The following is an 18,258-nucleotide window of genomic DNA, read 5'->3' on the forward strand; positions in this document are numbered from 1 at the left end:
AGAATTTGAAAAAGGCATTTAATAATAAAAATCATTAGAGGCTGTATCACAAGTCCCTAAGCACAATTAAAGTCCAGATCAAAGTGCGATTTTAATTTTAAACCCCTCGAGCCTTGGTGTCTTTGTGGCCCAACTACTGAAATTTGCTACAAAAGCGCTAAGACACAATTTACGAAAATTGAATTTGAAATATTTTGAGGTCTTGAATGAAAATATTGAAAATTGGATACAGCCCCTTTGATTAATTCAATGATTTTTTATTTTCTTCATTGACGTGCTTGACAAGACGGTCACAGAGATCTTTCATTTCTTCAGCCATGAATTCATCCCCTGTGCTGTTGAGAATCGTCTGACCCATACCCCCCAAAATGTCAATGTAGAACCTTTTCATTTCAGCCACTGACATATCCTCAGTCCATAAATCAATCCTTAATGTACTTTGATTCAAATTGTCCCAAACGTTAAGGCTTATACTTTTGGTTGTTTCCAGACCATCTTCTTCTTTGTCCGATGCATCCCATTGAATACTTTTGGGTAGGTTCTTGTCATCAAGTTCAACTGAAAATTTTATTTCTGATTTTTTCATTTTATGGATTGATAAATTCGATTTAAAACTAGTAATGAGAATCAAACAGGAATTGATTAAGTTCCCTGGATATTGAAGTTTTTAGTACCACACTTTTTGTTTTCTCTCTGTTGTGATCAGATTGGCTTGATGTTCAATTAGGTCTAAGGAATTTTAACCGAAATCCATTTCAGGGATTTCTCCGTGAATTACCAGTCTCCCTTCTGTTTTATCCCTGATTTCCTCTACACTTACCCCGGGGGCCCTTTCTAACAGCTTGAATCCACCTTCGGGTAGAATATCCAATACTGCCAAATCAGTTACAATTTTTTTCACACACCTGATTCCTGTAATTGGGAGAGAGCATTCTTTCAGTAGTTTGGACTGACCGTCTTTGCTACAATGCTGCATGGCTACTATTATATTTTCTGCTGAAGCTACCAAGTCCATAGCACCGCCCATTCCCTTGACCATTTTTCCTGGGATTTTCCAATTTGCGATATCGCCGTTTTCAGACACTTCCATTGCCCCAAGGATAGTAAGGTGGACATGTCCGCCCCGAATCATTGCAAAAGATTCTGCAGAACTGAAAAGCGCTGAACCTTTTACCATAGTGATGGTTTGCTTTCCGGCATTGATCAAATCCGGATCTATTTTGTCTTCTGTTGGAAATGGGCCGATCCCAAGTAGTCCGTTTTCTGATTGTAATACTACTTCAAGATGGTCAGGAATATAATTGGCAACCAAAGTCGGAATACCTATTCCCAAATTGATGTACTGTCCATTTTGGACTTCTTTAGCAATTCTTTGGGCTATTTGGGTTTTATCTAACATGGGAGTTTATGTTTTTGGTTGTCAAGTTGTCTTGATTTATATTACTTGTGTCTCAGTCTCTATAGATGTCTCTCCCGTAAATCTAAGGGGATCGACATGACAAGGAAAGTTTTTTTTTATAGTCTTTACCTTCTTATGACAATCTGCTAGTGTTTATAATATTGGTTCTGATTTCAGAAGTCTTATATCTCGCATCTAAAATCTCGCCTCTTAATTCCCCGATACATGGAGCAGACTTTGTGTCTTGTTTCTTGGCTCTTGTCATAAACTCTACCTTCATCCTTCATCCTTTATCCTTCTCTCACCGTTCTCTGCTCAATTCTCTTCTCATATCCTTCACCCTGAAAAATTCTCTGTACATAAATTCCCGGTGTATGGATATGATTGGGGTCAAGTTCACCTGCCGGAACAAGTTCTTCTACTTCAGCGACAGTGATTTTTCCTGCTGCAGCCATCATAGGATTAAAATTTCGGGCAGTTCCCTTAAATATCAGATTTCCAGCAGTATCACCTTTCCATGCTTTTACAAATGAAAAATCAGCCTTGAGCCATCGTTCCAATAAGTAAAGTTTGCCGTCAAATTCCCTTAACTCCTTCCCATCAGCCACTTCTGTACCGACTCCCGCAGGAGTATAAAAAGCCGGAATACCAGCCCCTCCTGCCCGGATTCTTTCAGCCAATGTCCCCTGTGGCAAAAGTTCAACTTCCAATTCCCCGCTTAGTAACTGTCTTTCAAATTCCGCATTTTCTCCCACATAGCTGGAAATCATTTTCTTTACCATGTGTTTTTTCAACATCAGACCTATTCCAAAATCATCTACACCGGCATTATTCGAAATGCAGGTCAAGCCTTTTAGATCTTTATTCAAAAGAGCTTTGATAGCGTTTTCAGGGATTCCGCTTAGTCCGAATCCACCAAACATCAATACGGAATCCGAAACCACATCCCTGACTGCTTCTGTGGCGTTGGCAATGGTTTTGTTGATCATAGGTAAGTTTATTTAAGTTATAATCGGGCTAATATGCGCTTCGCTTCAGCTTTATCTTTTTCCAATTGGTCTTGTAGAGAATCCAAACCGGAAAACCTGATTTCAGGTCTTAAGTAAGATTTGAGGTAGACACATATTCTTTTGTCATATAAATCATCGTTGAAATCGAAAAGATGTACTTCAATCGTCTGAGTAGTGCCGTTTACGGTGGGGCGGTTACCTATGTTCAGCATCCCATCCAAAGTGCTCCCTTCGATTTTAACCTTTACGGCGTAAGCGCCGTCACGGGGGATCAGTTTATAATCATGTGTAATATGAACATTGGCTGTTGGAAAACCAATCGACCTTCCAAGTTGTTGTCCTTTGATAATGATTCCGTTCAGGTCATAATCTCTCCCAAGGTATTCATTGGCAATGGAGACATTTCCCTCTTCGAGTGCTTTTCGTATTTTGGTACTGGAAACCCCCACATTGTCCACATCTTCTCTGGATATTTCTTCCAATTCAAAACTATACTTGTCAATATTTGCCTTAAGATAGTCAAAACTCCCTTCCCTGTTTTTGCCAAACCTGTGGTCATAACCTATGACTAATTTACGGGTTTGAATTTTATCTATCAGGATATTTTGGATAAACTGTTCAGAAGTCAATTCCGAAAACTCTTTTGTAAATGGAATTGTAAGCAAATGATCTATCCCCATTCCTTTCAACAGCTTTGTCTTTTCTTCAAAAGTTGTCAGTAAGCGCAGATTATGTTCTTCAGGGTGGAGGATCAATCTTGGATGGGGCCAAAAAGTAACCAATACAGTTTCTCCATTGATTTCATCTGCAATTTGTCGGATTCTGTTCAATATTTTTTGATGGCCAAGATGTACACCGTCAAAAGTCCCACTGGTGACCACAGGATTGACTACTTTTTCAAAATGCTCTATGCCTTCATAGATTTTCATTCTGCCTTTCTTTGATTATCTTGATCAAATCCAATAATTCATAAGCGTCATCCAATTTGAATTCCCCGATCCTTGTGCGGGTCAAAGCGGACATATAAGCGCCGACATTCAGTAGTTCTCCCAAATCCCTAGCCAAGCTGCGGATATAGGTGCCTTTGGAACAGACAATCCTAAAATGTACATCAGGATTTTCAAATCCGGTAATCTCGAACGCTGTTACAGTTACAGGTCTTGCTTCCATTTTTACATCCAAGCCTTTCCTTGCCGACTCATAAACTCTTTTTCCATCGATTTTGATGGCTGAGTGCATGGGTGGAACTTGTAGAATATCTCCGGTCAACTTTGCTGCTGCTGATTTAACATCTTCAAGGGTAATATGTGATGGGTCGGCGACATCAATTACTTCCTTTTCAAGGTCAAAACTTTCGGTGGTTTTTCCCAATACAAATGTCCCGGTGTATTCTTTTTCCTGAGCCATATAGGACTCTATGGATTTGGTTTTCTTTCCTGCACAAACTATCAAAAGCCCTGTAGCCAATGGGTCCAAAGTCCCCGCATGGCCGACTTTTTTAATTTTAAGCGCATTTCTGACTTTTTTTACTACATCAAAAGAAGTCCATTCATAGGGTTTGTTGATGAGAAACACTTCTCCGTAAGGTTCTTCCTGCATGCTATGAGTATATTCCTGCAAAGATGGCTATCAATCCCACTATGGTACAGTAAATAGCAAAATAAGTCAGTTTACTTTTTCTTACCAGTTGTATCATCCAAGTGCAGGCGAAAAAACCGGAAATAAAGGCAGCTACAAATCCCGCAGAAAGGTAACCGAAACTGGCTTCATTATAGGTCAAAGCTCCATCGAGAATGTCCTTGGCGATCTTTCCAATGATCAAAGGAACCACCATAAGAAAAGAGAATCTCGCAGCTTTGTTTTTGTCTATTCCCAATAGGACAGAGGTAGAAATTGTAGCACCTGATCTGGAAATTCCAGGCAGCATGGCAATAGCCTGAGAAAGACCGATCAGAACCGAATTTCTGAATCCAACTGGTTTTCCTGTGTTTTTGGCACGATCTGCCAGAAATAATAGGATGGCAGTTACCAAAAGCATGAATCCAACGAATGTGATTTTACCTCCGAAAAACTGTTCTAATTCTTCTTCAAAGAATAACCCCACTATGACAGCCGGGATCATGGAAAGGATAATTTTTACAGTAAATTGGGTTTCCTCATTCCATTGAAATTTGATCAGTCCTTCAATAATTTCAACTATATCTTTTCTGAAGACAACAAGAGTTGCCAAAGCGGTTGCAAAATGAAGAACGATGGTAAACATCAGGCTTTCCTCGGGGATTTTGTCATCACCAAGGATAGCAGACCCTATTTCCAAATGACCACTGGAAGAAACAGGTAAAAATTCAGTAAGCCCTTGGACAATCCCCAAGATGATGGCATCAATAATTTCCATAAAAGATTATTTCTTTTCAGATCGGTAAAAAATCGCATAAAATTGAAAAAGGAATCCTGCTAAGGTAACAATAGGGCCCAAAGTCAAACCAAGAAATCCAAAACCATGAGGCTCGCTGTCCAGGCCAATAATAGTAAAGCCAAGAATGATGATGCCTATTCCGATCAGCATGAGGATATAATTCTTTTTTGTGAAAGCAAAATGTGGGTTATTCATAATCAATATAATTCGTCCAATGACATGTTTAAATATTTGTTGACGGCTTGCAAGGTACTTAAAACAGAGAGTAGAACCCCAATAAGAAGCAATGAACCAAAAAGACCGTATAATAAATTGTAATCCTGAAGTAAAGCAAAGCCATCAATATTGGCTTTGGTGTATTCGATAATACCGAATAGCAAAACTGAAGCAATCAATCCGGACAAAATGCCGAAAACAAAGGCTCTTCCTAAAAAAGGTCTTCTTATAAATCCTCTTGTGGCCCCCACTAGCTGCATACTTCGAATCAGAAATCTTTGGGAGAAAAGTGCCAATCTGATGGTGTTGTTAATCAGCATGATTACTGTAAAGACCAAAATCAAAATAAACCCACCCATCACAATAGCTACTTTAAACAGATTCTGATTGATTGACTCAACCAAGTCGGCCATATAAGTCACTTCAAAAACACCTTCCAGGGAATTGATTTCCTTTACTATCTCCTCTATCAATTCACTGGTCTGAAATTCTTCTGCAATGGATATGGTATAACTGTCCCTCAGTGGATTATCATCCAAGAACTGTGCGAAATCTTCTCCGGTACTTTCCAGAAACGATTGAGCCGCTTCTTCCTGAGAGATAAAGGAGATGGCCTTTTCATTGTCTTTTTCAAGAATATAGGGTTTGGACTCCAAAAATGCTCCGATTTTAGTCTTTTCTGATTCAGAAAGGTTTTTGTTTAAAAATACCTGGATTTCTATATTTTCTCTGATAATACTAGTCAAAGTTTTGGCTTGGATCACGATCACTCCAAAAAGTCCCAAAATAAATAAAGATAAAGTGGTGCTGAAAAGAACTGAGATGAATTTGAATCTTCCCAGTTTGGTTTTTTTTCTTGGACTTATCCTCATGTTTCTGATTTGAATTGGGTCAAAATTAAACAGCTTGGCTTATTAAACCAATCTTAATCATGGAAATTGACAGGAATAACTTTTTTTTCTGCAATTACATACGCATTATCATTTTTACCACATTTCATCGTATACAATCCTGTGAATCTTCCGAATGCCGGCAGAATGATCTGATTGGAGGATACAAAGAAGCAGGGCAGGGTGAGTTTTTGCCTTGCGGTACCATATAACGAGATGCCGGGGTGAATGTGACCGCAAAGGTTGATCTTTTCCGGTGGAATATTTGCCAATGGTTCATGTGATAAAATCATCTGCCCTAAGTTTAATCTTTCTGTGTGGACCTGCCAAATGTCAGAACGGTAAACCTCCTCAGGTAGTATGTCATGATTACCTTTGATAAGATGAAAGTTGGTTTCAGGATGATAATCAGCAAAAGTCTCAAGATCATTCCACGCTATGTTCCAATCACTGTGGAACAAATCGCCCAAAAAGTACAGATGCTCTGGATTGTATTTTTGAATCAGTCTTTGAATGGTCATTAAATCCCCAATATGTAATTTCTCAGAAACCGGAATTCCGGCTTTTCTAAAATGTGCTGCTTTTCCAAAATGAGGGTCTGCAATCAAGATTGATCTGAATTCATTTATATAGATGGCCTTTTCAGGAAGAAGCTGCAAGCTGAGTTCCCTCCATTGCAATTGATATCCAGCCATGTTTTTCAAAGTATCCACCTGTATTTAAATGAAATTCGCCTCAAAACCATTGCATTAAATATTTCATCAAACATTTGAGGCAAATTTCGTTTATTAAATAAATAATTTCACTTTAATTAATAGGCAAATTAAAACCAAAATAACTATGAACAGGTATTATTTGATTTTCACTTTCCTGTTTTTTTCAGGAATAACCTTGAAAGCCTTTTCTCAAGAGGCAGATGCTATTGTAGGAAAGTGGTACAATACGGAGAAGGATGCTCAGGTAGAGATATACAAAGAAGGGGATAAGTTCTCTGGAAAAATCATTTGGCTTCAGGATCCAAAAGATATTGCTGGTAAACCGAAGGTGGATTTGAATAATTCAGATGTTTCAAAACGCCAAAGACCCATTATAGGTATGAAACTCCTTGAGAATTTCAAATATAATGGCGGTACATGGGAAGAAGGTACTATTTATGATCCTAAAAACGGGAAAACCTATTCCTGTATTATTAAGAAAAAAGGCAGTAAAACCCTTGAAGTCAGAGGATACGTGGGGATTTCCTTAATTGGAAGGACAGTGGAGTGGACGAAGGCAGAGTAAATTGATTTAAGACTTAAGATTTAAGATTTTTGATTTATCATTTATCACAAATCAGGCAATTAAATAATCAATCCCAAATCCCTACGGGCACAATTTCCAGTACATGCCCAAAAGGATCTTCAAAATAAAAGCTTGTCTGTTGATTACGCCACTCTTGTTCGTGGGTAATGATGATGCCTTTTTCCAACAAAACGGATTTAGTTTTGAGGTAGTCCTTTTTGCTCACCTCAAAGGCTATATGTTGCTTGCCAATGGCATAATGAGGTGGGAGATTTTCTTCTTCTTTGGTAACCTCAGGAATAAAACATAACAAAACTGATGTGCCACATCTGAAAAAAATATGACGATTCTCAACTTTAGAGATAATAGGCATCTCCAAAATATCGCCGTAAAAGTTTTCCGCTAAATCAAGATCAGAGATATACAGGCAGGTTTCTTTGATTTGGGTATATTTCATAGTAAAAATTACAAAAAACCAATCTTTCCTTCAATCTGAATGTGGGGTATTGCTTTATGCTTTTTTAATGTTTTGATTTTATGACTTGAACGGTAAGAACTTAAAAACGAGATAATTAATTTTTAGCTTATCTACCCATTCCCCTCTAAATAAAACCCTTGCAAAATATATTGCAGTTGTCCGTATTCAATCAGGAAGGCATCATGGCCGTATGATGAGTGGATTTCATGATAGGAACCTCTTTGAACATGTTTGGCAATAAACTGGGATTCTTCCTTTAAAAATAAGAGGTCCCTATCCACACCAATAGCCAATACTTTTGAAGGTATTTGTGAAAGGGCCTTTTCCATTCCGCCTCTTCCTCTCCCAATATCATGGCTGTCCATGGCCTTGCTCAGCACCCAATAAGAAAATGCATTGAAGCGATTGGCCAATTTTTGTCCCTGATATCTGAGATAGGATGAAATGCGGAAATTGTCCAGTTTCTCTTCTTGGTCAGACTGTTTCAAGGCAAAATCCTCGGGATGTCGGTAGGACAGCATGGCAATGGCCCGAGCTGCTTCCAATCCCTTTTTTCCGGCATCAGGATGGTTTTGGCCCCAAGTACTGTCTGCTTCGATGGACATTCTCTGTGTTTCATTGAATCCAATGGTCCAAGGGGAAGTTTTGGGATTTGAAGCAAGGATAATGGTGTTTTTGACTTTATTTTGAAGCAGGTGTGCCCATTCCAATGCCACTTGACCACCAAGTGAACCACCAATTACCGTGTTGATCTGAGAAATTCCCAAATGTTCCCGAAGCTTGTCCAAAGAGGCTGCAAGGTCTCTCGTACTGAGGTTGGGGAAATTGTAGTAGAAAGGTTTACCTGTATTAGGATTTATAGATAGCGGATTTGTAGAACCATAACAGGAACCCAATAGATTGGCACAAACAATAAAGTATTTGGTAGGATCATAAAACTTGTCTTCACCCACGATTCCATTCCACCATTCCTGCACATTGGCATCTCCGGTAAGTGCATGGATCACCCAAACCACATTGTCTTTTGAGGTTGTTAAATGTCCTTGGGTGGTAAAGGCAATATCAAATCCCGGGAGTGACTCTCCGGATTCAAGTTCAAATACGCTTTCATGCCTGTAGGTTTCCTGCACCATATCTATAATCAGGTAATTACTTTCTAAATTCATTGTACTAAACTATGTGATAAAACCTGTCAGGTCTTATGGAACTGACAGGTTTGGTTTTTGTAATTATAGTTTTCAGGCGATACTTTCAAAAGCTTGCTGCAAATCTGCTTTGATATCTTCTATGTGTTCGATTCCCAAAGAAATCCTTAATAGAGTAGGGGTGACACCCGCTGCAATCTGTTCGGCTTCACTCAGTTGTTGGTGGGTGGTAGCGGAAGGTTGAATGATCAAAGTTTTGGCATCGCCAACATTCGCCAAGTGTGAAATCAATTTCAGATTATTGATAAAATGGGAGGTGCTTTCCTTACTGCCCTTTAATTCAAAACTCAAAACTCCCCCAAAACCTTTGGGAAGGTATTTTAAGGCCAATGCATGGTACGGGGAAGATTTTAATCCCGGGTAATTCACTTTTTGTACCTGTGGGTGTTTTTCCAACCATTCGGCGATTGCCAAAGCATTGTCTACAGTTCTCTGTACACGTAGTGAGAGTGTTTCCAATCCTTGTAGTAAAAGGAAGGAATTGAATGGACTCAAGGCTGGACCAAAATCTCTCAATCCTTCAACTCTCGCCCTTATCGCAAATGCAATATTGGGCAGACCCAAAGGATTATTGTCCCCAAAAATCTCCCAGAATTTCAAGCCATGATATCCTTCAGATGGTTCGGTGAACTGCGGAAACTTTCCGTTTCCCCAATTATAATTTCCGCCATCCACAATGATTCCGCCGATTGAAGTACCATGTCCACCGATCCATTTGGTGGCTGAAGCAGTTACGATATTGGCACCATGTTTCAGTGGTTGGAAAAGATAACCGCCTGCACCAAAGGTATTGTCCACAATCAAAGGCAGGTCATGCTTTTTTGCCAAAGCAGCAATGGATTCAAAATCAGGAATATTGAATTCTGGATTTCCGATAGTTTCCAGGTAAATGGCCTTGGTCTTGTCATCGATAAGTCCTTCAAAATCGCTCGCTTGATTTCCTTTTGCAAATCTTGCATCAATGCCGATTCTTTTAAATGCGACTTTGAATTGATTATAGGTTCCGCCATACAAAAAGGAAGTGGAAACAAAGTTTTCTCCTGACTGAAGAATATTGTTCAGGGCCAAAAACTGGGCTGCTTGTCCTGATGCAGTAGCCAATGCGGCAACGCCACCTTCCAAAGCGGCCATTCTCTGCTCGAACACATCCGTGGTCGGGTTCATAATACGGGTGTAGATGTTTCCGAATTCCTTTAGTGCAAATAAGTTTGCTCCGTGGTCTGCTGAATTGAATACATAGGAAGTGGTCTGATAAATTGGAACAGCCCTTGAGTTGGTTGTAGGGTCAGGCGCCTGTCCGGCATGCAGCTGTAAGGTTTCAAATCGATAAGTTGACATAATTGTTGTTGTTTATAGGTTATGGGTTATTTGAACGTTTAATTTAATGAATCCGATAGGTTAAATAGGGGAAAAGTAAAGCTATATTTCAGAACATAGAGCAGCAAGGACACCAACACCTATATGGTGTTCTGTTACTTTTGCTTAGGACTTTGAAATTTGGATTTTTTTTGATCTCTTTCATCATGTCTGGAATTTATAGTTCCAAATGGTAATATTCCCATTTGGCAGGAATTGGCACCTTTTCAACGAATCGAATGGTTGCCAGAGGGTCATCGAGCCTGTCTCTTACCTCTTCTGTATAAATCCCAACACTTCTTAAAAAGTGAAAGGATAACGCAAATTAAAATCCGAATGCTTGGATATGCAAGGGAATAGAGGTTTTATTTTCAAAACAGTAGCGGGAATATGTATTTAGATTGTGTGTTTGAAAAAATTATAGAAAGAAACCTTAGAGTTATATGTATTTGAGGGAGAAAAAATCATCTGGCGGAGCAGGTATTCTGGGTTTAAAGGTCTAAATGAAGTTAGTTATAGGTAAACCAAGGATATTTTTCCGATTGCCTTTTGGAAATAATAGAAGGGACTTTTTCAATCAGGGATAAACTGCAGGAGTTCTTCCAGTTCTTTATCAGTAAGGTTTTCTTTGTCGGACTTGTCGTAAATGGAGAGCAAGTAAACGGTATCATTGGCCACCACGAAGTTGGTGATCACCCTTGCCCCTCCCGATTTGCCCTTACCTTTAGACTTGATGGCCAATCGTATTTTGTAGCAATTTCTGCCTACGGCAGTACCCTGATCCGGGTTCTCCTTCAGCACTTGAACCAGTGTTAACAGCTCGAATTTTAGGGAAGGATATTTTTTGACAAGCTTTTTGGCTTGACGCTCAAAAACCTCAATAGACTTTACACTATAGCTCATTTAGAAAATCCTCTGCGTCACGGGCATGCTTTTTACCTGCCCGGATTTGCTTCATCTCTTCCACAGCTTCCCTGATCTCGCTCATAAGCTGGGCTTTGGCATCGGTAAGCTGTTTGGTTTTTACATACGGAAGTCCTTTGAGCACTTCCAGTAAGTGTAGGGCTTTGTTGTCTTTTATGTCGAGTAGTACCTTCATAATCAAAATGAATTACAAATATACTGGAATTTGTTACCTTAAAAAACTTAAATGTTCTTTACCATTTTGGGAATAAAATCTACTTCTGCGTCATATCGTTATTTACAAATTTTTTACCAAAGGGATCATTTGCTTAAAACAAGGAACAAATAGTTCACATAGATTAATCAATATTAAGAATTTACTTAATATTGACTTAGTCATAATAAATCCAAACACAAATACAATTCAAAGTGGTTGTCAGAATAACCGATGGTATTCTTAACCATACAGCTGATCTAGAATCCCTACAAATGAATCTTTTCAATCTTCACGGCTGTCCCTGCTGCTGTCACCATCAGCATTCCATCCCGGATAGTTTCGTAGTCGAGGTCAATTCCCACAATGGCATTTGCTCCAAATGCTCTAGCCTGCATTTCCATTTCAGACATGGCAGTAGCTTTGGCTTCACGGAGTACGCGTTCGTATGCCCCGGACCGACCGCCTACTATATCCGTGATACTGGCAAAAAAATCTTTGAATACATTTGCTCCGATAATGGTTTCACCTGAAACTATTCCCAGATAGGCAGTAATTTTATAGCCTTCTAAATTTGGTGTTGTGCTTACTATCATTTTTTCATGGATTTATAATTGGAAAATTCATCATGCTTTCTACCTCATTGATGTTGGGATTATTTTTCCCGATTACTCTTTTGGTTCTGAGATATCTGTTCAGTTCATATTCATCATAGTTGAGGCTTTTCGGGTCAAAGCTACTGATCCTTACCCTTCCCCGGGAGTGGATAAAGGAATTTTCGCCGATCCACATCCCTACATGCACAACCTTTTCTTTATTGGTTTCTGAAGCTTTTTCGCCAAAAAACAACAAATCTCCTACTTCAAGATTTTCCCATTTTTTCTCTTGATCTACTTCTTCACCTTCCCAAATCTGTTGTGAGGCATCTCTTGGGATCACCTGACCATTTAGGAAAAAAATGGTTTTTGTAAACCCACTGCAATCAACTCCCTTGATAGATGTACCGCCCCAAAGATAGGGAACACCCATCATGGCTTTGGCGGTTTGAATCAGATTTTCAGGACTGAGCTGCCTGCTTTCGCTCCAAACTTCAAATGGCATCAATTGGTCATTTTTCACAAAACCGAATCTACCATCGGGAAACAGGATTTCTTGATATTCATTTTCAGTCCATTCCAAGGCAACAATATTGCCCGCGACCAAATCACTTACGATTTCCTTTTCATCTGTACCTGCAAACACAAAACCACTATAAGCTGTAAAGACTGCTTTTGAAAGCTGGTTCCATTCAGAAAATTCTTGTCTGTCCATTAACTGTATTCCGCCCGAATCTACCCAGGAGATATATTGATCCGGTGTTTGGACAAGATACCAGGATCCTTCTTTTTTCAAAACTTTGAGTGGAGTGCCCAATAATGCCTGGGTGGCCAGTTCTGCAGAATGTTTGGGAGCACTTCTGATATTTGCCACTGAAATAGTTACCACCGCAAATTCTTTTCCTTCCAAAGATTTTTCAGGCAAAGACGTAATTTGATCTTGGAAGGTAATATCTAATTCATCCAATTTTCCTTTGAAGATGTCCAAAGCTTCCACCTGATCAGTTTCACCCGAAAGGATTCCATTTGACCATTCGATTTCCCAAATAGCAACCCGCTTGTCAGGTGCATATTCAGATTTGAAATCTGAAATCAATTGTTCAACTAACCCACTTTTTTCATCTTGGCAGGAGAGTAAGGCAATCCAGAAAGCTAGTGTAAGAAACTTTGAAATATACTTGTTCAAGGAATTTTGGTTTTGAGTCGGGAATAAAAAAACCGTGGTAGCTTTTACCACGGTTTAAACTTAAATCAGTTTCCGTTTTTTTCCAAACCGGGAGACCTTTCCAAGAACTCCTGATAGAGTTTGATATGCCTGTTACTCATGGGGACACGATAACCATCGATAAATACATGACTGATCTGTGTTTTGGTTTCAAAAGGATCTCCGGTCGACACAAACAAGGTAGCATCCTTTCCAGTCTCAATAGAACCCAATCTATTGGACACTCCAAATACTTCTGCTGCATTGATTGTAACCGCTTTTAGGGCTTCTTCTTTGCCCATTCCGTATGCCGCTGCGAATCCTGCATTGAAGGGAAGATTTCTGGTATTTTCGGCATTATTGCTTCTGATCACTACTTTTACACCAGCTTTGGCCATTTTTCCAGGATTGGTATAAGCTGCGTCATATCTGTCAGAAGGTCGGGTCGGGATAGAAAGCATAGGACCTACTATTACGGGTAGTTTGGCTGCTGCGATTTTATCTGCAACTCTCCATCCTTCAGCCACACCTGTCAGTACAGCCTTTACATTTTTGGATTCAATCCATTCTATTGCCACGACAATATCTGTGGCGGCATTCACTTCCACCAACAGTGGCAGTTCACCTGCTATCACTTTGGCCAGTTGTTCCATTTCAGGATAATAAGGCAGTTCTGCTTTTGCTAACTTTAGGTTATGATAAGTGGTGGCCCTATCCCAAATATCATTCAAAGTTTTTTGTGCCTTTTCTGCCTCTTTTTTGATATCCTCATCGCTCCTTCTGTCCCAAGTACTTCTTCTGGCAGAGGAGGGGAAATTAAGTAGGACTCCCTTGAACCCTGCGTACATTTGATCGGAGGTATAACCATTGAGGTTGATCAAAGCTGCAGTTCCCGGAAAAAGCCCACCTGAAGGTATTGCAAGAGTTGTAGTGACGCCGCTGACTCTTGTGACCGGAATGGCGATCGAGTTAGGATTGACAGCTACCAGAGCTTGCATGTTTGGTGTAACTTGACCGATCTCAGCATAATCCTGAGTTTCGGGCAAAGAGTTGACTTCAACAAGTCCCAACCTGCTTCCACCGTCAATCAAACCCGGATAAATATATTGGCCTGTACAATCAATTACTTCTGCATCCCCGGCCAAAAGGTTTTTGCCGACTGCTTGTATTTTACCATTGACAATCAGGACACTGCCATTTTCAATGATTCCATTGGTAATGGTATGGATTGTCCCGTTTTGCAGCAAGAATTTTCCGTTTCTTGGCTTGATAAATTCTCCGTCAAATTGAGCTTTTGCCAAAAAAGGAAGCACGATTAGGGAGAATGTGAATAAAATATTTTTTAGATTCTTCATTTTCTTTTTGATTAGATCCTAGGGAAATTAATGGCCATGTTCGAATAAATTTCTCCCAAAATTGGTAAAGAAAAAGTCCACACCGTGCATACACCTATGTTCATGTTCCTTGAGGAAGATTGGCTCAATGATATCAGTCGCGCTTACTTTAAGCCTCATGTCATTGTTGTCTTCATTGATGTCAAAATACTTCACTCCATCCACGAAGGTCATCTGAGGAATAGCGTATACTGAAAGTGGATGTCCTTCAAAAATTACAAGATCGGCTTGTTTGCCTTCTTCAATTGATCCGACTTTATCAGCGATACCCAACTGCTTGGCAGGATTGATAGTGATCAAAGCCAATGTTTGATCATCATCCAATTGACCGTATCGTTGTGCTTTACCTGCCTCATGATATAAGTGTCTGATCAATTCTCCTGAATCCGAATTGATTGATGTGATAACACCATTTTCAGTAAGTATAGCGGCATTATAGGCTGTTGAATAATACACCTCAAACTTATAAGCCCACCAATCAGCGAAGACCGAAGCTCCCATGGTATATGCTGCCAATTCGGGAGCAACCTTAAAGCCTTCATTGACATGAGAAAATACGATGTTTGTAATTCCAAAATCCCTGCAGGTATTGATCAGTGCATAAATCTCATCAGCACGGTAGGAATGGCAATGGATAATGATTTTGCCATCCAATATATCAGCAAGGGTTTGTAACCTTGTGTCGAATTTAGGTGGTATTGGAGTTGCTCCTTTTTGTTTTAAAGCTGCATTATAAGTCTCCCAGGTTTTTTTGTATTGAATAGCTTCGTTAAATCCATTTCTGATTACCGCTTCAACACCCATTCTTGACCTGGGTTGATTTCCATTTCCCCTGCCATGAACTCTAGTCGGGTTTTCGCCCAATGCAAACTTGATCGTTCTTGGAGCTTCTTTCATGAAAAGATCTTCAGGATTTCCTGATCCGTATCGGTGTTTCAAAGTAATGTTTTGACCTCCAATCGCATTTGCAGAACCGTGCATGGCGTGGGAGACAGTTACCCCTCCGGCCAAAGCCCGGTAAAGTCCTATATCATAGGGATCAACCACATCCGCCATTCTTACCTCAGAGGTGATTGGGGCAGTGGCTTCATTGACCGCATCCAAGGCAACATGGGAGTGAGCGTCAATAATACCTGGCATAAGGAATTTCCCATTCGCTTCTATGGTTTGCACATTGGCAGCAGTGAGGTTTTTTCCGATTCTTTTGATGACACCATTTTCCACCAAAACATCTGTATCTTCCAAAGTTCCGTTGGTTATGGTAAGAACTGTCGCATTTTTAATCAAAACGGAACCTTTTGGAGTCTGGGCCTTTACAAAAAAGGAACCCGACACGAGTAAGGCTGTTAATATATAATTTAGTTTTTTCATTTTAGTTGGGATTAACGGGTGCTTTGATTTGGTTTTTTTGATGCGTTCAAGGGGAAGCTTCCAAAGTCAGCCAAAGACATATTGCCTGAAAATTTATTCTCATCAACATCCCCTGAAACTGACACTACCAAAGCCATTCCGCCAGCAGCCACATCAAAGGAAAAAGTCATGTAATTGCCGGATATACTGATATTCTTCATTTCTGAACTTGCTTTACCATTTCCCGAAGGGTTGTCATATGTAATGGTGCCCTTGAGTGTTTCTCCTTCCTTGGTTATGATCATCGTGCCTCCCGAACTTCCTGCGGGTGTATCTGAAGTGTATTCCCATTCTCCGGCAATATCAGCTGTACCGTTTTTGCCGTTACCGTTTGATGCCTTTTTTTCTTTTATTTCATAATCAAATATGTATCCATCTGCGATTACATGTTTGATCTTTGAATCTTCATTGAACATAGGTCCGTTAAAAATGACCATGTTCGCCAGTTTACCTTTTTCTATTGTACCTGCAAATTTTGAAATTCCAAGGATGTTTGCCGGATTGGTGGTCAAAGCGGCCAATGCAGCATTTTCGCTTAGACCGTTTTCTATCATTAGCTTCAGGTTTTTGGGGAGGTCTGATGTTTTGCCATCTATCGAAGTAAATCCGAAAGGAATTCCGGCTTTTTCCAAAAGTCCAGCTTGTTTAAGGGAATTTTTGTAAGCTTCTTGGGCCCTAATTGTTCTTGCCTTCATTTCTTCAGAGAGGTCTTCTATTTTTGCCTTGGTTATTTTATCTTCCGGCAATTTCATACTGAGCAATACCTGCGTATTTGTAGCTTTAATTTCATTGATGACCATATCCGCTTCAGTGACACCTACCAAAACAAGTCTGAATCCGTTTTCCTTTTGGAGCGAAAGTGCTCTTCTTATTTCGAGATCATTTGATACTTCAAACATGATAGGGATGCTTTTATCGATTGCAGGATAAAAGGCCTCCAAGGTTTTGTTTACTTCAGGTCTTGTCAATCCGCTGTTTGCAGCAAAAAGTCTTTTATGCTGGGCCGAATATTCTGCATTTTTATACAGATCTCTGAATTTGGCCATGATTCCCAACTGGGTGCCTGGATACATCCCTCTACCTCCTCTGGAGATGGAAAGTTTCGCAGTTAAGGCAGCATTTTGTCCAATGATATTGGTAGATGCATTTCCACCTAAGACAACTATTGCAGACTTCCCTGGTAGCATACCGCCATCAGGTATAATCTGGGCAACGGTAAATCCACTCTTTCTCAGATCAGAAACCTGACCGTTTTTGAAATCAAAATTATCGAGCACGTTTCTCCATGGTGTGATTCCTGCAATCTCATCGGGGGGATTGGAAGGGTCAAAATTCGAAGGCCTTTCGGGATCGGTTGGTTTGGCCACGCCCGCATTACTGGCTCCGTCTATAAAACCAGCATAGATAAACAAAGAATCTGCTTCAATGACCTGGGCTTCTACAGGGATTTTCACATTGGTCCCCACCTCTTCAATCAAGCCATTTTTTATAATGATTGTTGCACCTGAAACTGTTTTGCCTGGTGATGTGGTTATGGTGGCACCTTTAATTGCATATGTTCCCGTCACTCTTCTTTCTCCGGATGGGTCACTCTGTGACCAGGCAAAAATGGATGAAAGAAAAAATCCAAAGAACATTAAGCTACTGAATACTTTTAACTTGATGTTCATAAATTATATTAATAGTATAAAATGATGTGTTTTTAAGTTTGGTAAGCTAACAAAAGAATTTTTTTCAAAAAAAGTTATTTTTTTTTAAGAGGGTATAACGGGTAAGAACGGCAAAAACTTTTCTTTATACTGCATTTTAAATAATTTGTATTTTTTGCGAAAAATTTTAAAATATTTCCAGTCAATTTGGGTTTGTTTTTTTGGTTTTTTTCCGATTATCTTTAATCTCTTAGTCACCCAAAATTGTTTAAAATGAAAAATGTTTTGATTATCGAAGACGATAAACTGATATCGAGTTTGGTACAGTTTAAGTTAAAAAAAGAAGGCTATAATGTCACAATGGCCGAAGATGGAATCTCAGGAATTGACGCCATCAACCTTTTGGAAGCTGATCTCATTATTACTGATGTCATGATTCCATTCAAAAATGGGATCGAAATCATCAACCATGCCAGAAAGGTGAGTCCCAAAGTCCCGATTATTGTCCTCAGTTCTCTAGGAGAAGAAGAAGGAACTGTAATGGAGGCGTTTAATCTTGGTGTTTCTGATTTTGTACCTAAACCATTTAATCCTAATGAACTTGCTGTTAGGGTAAGAAGATTAATCAATAATTAAT

The 18,258-nt window shown here is 39.6% G+C and carries 21 protein-coding genes and 1 riboswitch; of the genes, 2 read left to right on the forward strand and 19 right to left on the reverse strand.

Features of this window, described 5'->3' with window-relative positions:
* Positions 1 to 241 precede the first annotated feature (241 nt).
* From gldC to pdeM, 9 genes are all read right to left on the reverse strand, one after another.
* The gene (gldC, locus tag B9A52_RS14335; protein ID WP_084121104.1) at positions 242 to 586 is read right to left on the reverse strand and encodes a gliding motility protein GldC; all 345 of its coding nucleotides are present in this window, start codon (positions 584 to 586) and stop codon (positions 242 to 244) included.
* A 153-nt stretch (positions 587 to 739) separates the two neighbouring features.
* Positions 740 to 1,399, reverse strand: a complete 660-nt coding sequence (locus B9A52_RS14340) for a 3-oxoacid CoA-transferase subunit B (protein ID WP_084121105.1) — start codon at positions 1,397 to 1,399, stop codon at positions 740 to 742.
* A gap of 290 nt (positions 1,400 to 1,689) precedes the next feature.
* Positions 1,690 to 2,388, reverse strand: a complete 699-nt coding sequence (locus tag B9A52_RS14345) for a CoA transferase subunit A (protein WP_084121106.1) — start codon at positions 2,386 to 2,388, stop codon at positions 1,690 to 1,692.
* Positions 2,389 to 2,405: 17 nt separating this feature from the next.
* Positions 2,406 to 3,338: a bifunctional riboflavin kinase/FAD synthetase gene (locus B9A52_RS14350; RefSeq protein WP_084121107.1), complete on the reverse strand. Its 933-nt coding sequence runs from the start codon at positions 3,336 to 3,338 to the stop codon at positions 2,406 to 2,408.
* Positions 3,325 to 4,008, reverse strand: coding sequence for a tRNA pseudouridine(55) synthase TruB (gene truB, locus B9A52_RS14355; RefSeq protein ID WP_084121108.1), 684 nt, complete (start codon positions 4,006 to 4,008; stop codon positions 3,325 to 3,327). Before truB ends, B9A52_RS14350 begins: the two co-directional genes overlap by 14 nt.
* Before the next feature lies 1 nt (position 4,009).
* Positions 4,010 to 4,804, reverse strand: a complete 795-nt coding sequence (locus B9A52_RS14360; protein ID WP_084121109.1) for an undecaprenyl-diphosphate phosphatase — start codon at positions 4,802 to 4,804, stop codon at positions 4,010 to 4,012.
* Positions 4,805 to 4,810: 6 nt separating this feature from the next.
* A complete protein-coding gene (locus tag B9A52_RS14365) occupies positions 4,811 to 5,020 on the reverse strand; it encodes a DUF3098 domain-containing protein (RefSeq protein ID WP_084121110.1) in 210 nt (69 codons plus the stop codon).
* Between the two features lie 2 nt (positions 5,021 to 5,022).
* Entirely contained in the window at positions 5,023 to 5,913 is an 891-nt protein-coding gene (locus tag B9A52_RS14370) for a cell division protein FtsX (protein WP_084121111.1), read from the reverse strand.
* A gap of 53 nt (positions 5,914 to 5,966) precedes the next feature.
* Entirely contained in the window at positions 5,967 to 6,626 is a 660-nt protein-coding gene (gene pdeM / locus B9A52_RS14375) for a ligase-associated DNA damage response endonuclease PdeM (protein ID WP_084121112.1), read from the reverse strand.
* A gap of 145 nt (positions 6,627 to 6,771) precedes the next feature.
* On the opposite strand from pdeM, the gene B9A52_RS14380 reads away from it, so the two are divergent.
* Positions 6,772 to 7,212, forward strand: coding sequence for a DUF2147 domain-containing protein (locus B9A52_RS14380; RefSeq protein WP_084121113.1), 441 nt, complete (start codon positions 6,772 to 6,774; stop codon positions 7,210 to 7,212).
* 67 nt (positions 7,213 to 7,279) lie between these two features.
* On the opposite strand, the gene B9A52_RS14385 is transcribed toward B9A52_RS14380, so the two are convergent.
* From B9A52_RS14385 to B9A52_RS14430, 10 genes are all read right to left on the reverse strand, one after another.
* The gene (locus B9A52_RS14385) at positions 7,280 to 7,669 is read right to left on the reverse strand and encodes a VOC family protein (RefSeq protein ID WP_084121114.1); all 390 of its coding nucleotides are present in this window, start codon (positions 7,667 to 7,669) and stop codon (positions 7,280 to 7,282) included.
* A gap of 131 nt (positions 7,670 to 7,800) precedes the next feature.
* Positions 7,801 to 8,856 (reverse strand): homoserine O-acetyltransferase family protein, encoded by a 1,056-nt coding sequence (locus B9A52_RS14390; protein ID WP_084121115.1) that lies wholly within the window; start codon positions 8,854 to 8,856, stop codon positions 7,801 to 7,803.
* Positions 8,857 to 8,928: 72 nt separating this feature from the next.
* A complete protein-coding gene (locus B9A52_RS14395; RefSeq protein WP_084121116.1) occupies positions 8,929 to 10,233 on the reverse strand; it encodes an O-acetylhomoserine aminocarboxypropyltransferase/cysteine synthase family protein in 1,305 nt (434 codons plus the stop codon).
* Positions 10,234 to 10,426: 193 nt separating this feature from the next.
* Positions 10,427 to 10,541: riboswitch (SAM riboswitch) on the reverse strand.
* Between the two features lie 283 nt (positions 10,542 to 10,824).
* Entirely contained in the window at positions 10,825 to 11,052 is a 228-nt protein-coding gene (locus B9A52_RS14400; RefSeq protein ID WP_317045522.1) for a type II toxin-antitoxin system RelE/ParE family toxin, read from the reverse strand.
* Between the two features lie 91 nt (positions 11,053 to 11,143).
* A complete protein-coding gene (locus B9A52_RS14405) occupies positions 11,144 to 11,350 on the reverse strand; it encodes a hypothetical protein (RefSeq protein ID WP_084121118.1) in 207 nt (68 codons plus the stop codon).
* Between the two features lie 287 nt (positions 11,351 to 11,637).
* Positions 11,638 to 11,964 (reverse strand): YbjQ family protein, encoded by a 327-nt coding sequence (locus B9A52_RS14410; RefSeq protein WP_084121119.1) that lies wholly within the window; start codon positions 11,962 to 11,964, stop codon positions 11,638 to 11,640.
* 4 nt (positions 11,965 to 11,968) lie between these two features.
* Positions 11,969 to 13,150, reverse strand: coding sequence for a C40 family peptidase (locus B9A52_RS14415; protein ID WP_084123529.1), 1,182 nt, complete (start codon positions 13,148 to 13,150; stop codon positions 11,969 to 11,971).
* Positions 13,151 to 13,215: 65 nt separating this feature from the next.
* The gene (locus B9A52_RS14420) at positions 13,216 to 14,523 is read right to left on the reverse strand and encodes an amidohydrolase family protein (protein ID WP_084121120.1); all 1,308 of its coding nucleotides are present in this window, start codon (positions 14,521 to 14,523) and stop codon (positions 13,216 to 13,218) included.
* Between the two features lie 27 nt (positions 14,524 to 14,550).
* Complete coding sequence (locus B9A52_RS14425) at positions 14,551 to 15,933, reverse strand: amidohydrolase family protein (protein ID WP_084121121.1); 1,383 nt, start codon at positions 15,931 to 15,933, stop codon at positions 14,551 to 14,553.
* A gap of 11 nt (positions 15,934 to 15,944) precedes the next feature.
* Positions 15,945 to 17,642: an amidohydrolase family protein gene (locus B9A52_RS14430; RefSeq protein WP_084121122.1), complete on the reverse strand. Its 1,698-nt coding sequence runs from the start codon at positions 17,640 to 17,642 to the stop codon at positions 15,945 to 15,947.
* 252 nt (positions 17,643 to 17,894) lie between these two features.
* Here B9A52_RS14430 and B9A52_RS14435 point away from each other — a divergent pair, with 252 nt between their 5' ends.
* Positions 17,895 to 18,257, forward strand: a complete 363-nt coding sequence (locus B9A52_RS14435) for a response regulator transcription factor (RefSeq protein WP_084121123.1) — start codon at positions 17,895 to 17,897, stop codon at positions 18,255 to 18,257.
* Position 18,258 lies beyond the last annotated feature (1 nt).

The organism is Aquiflexum balticum DSM 16537 (genome assembly GCF_900176595.1).
Taxonomy (GTDB): domain Bacteria; phylum Bacteroidota; class Bacteroidia; order Cytophagales; family Cyclobacteriaceae; genus Aquiflexum; species Aquiflexum balticum.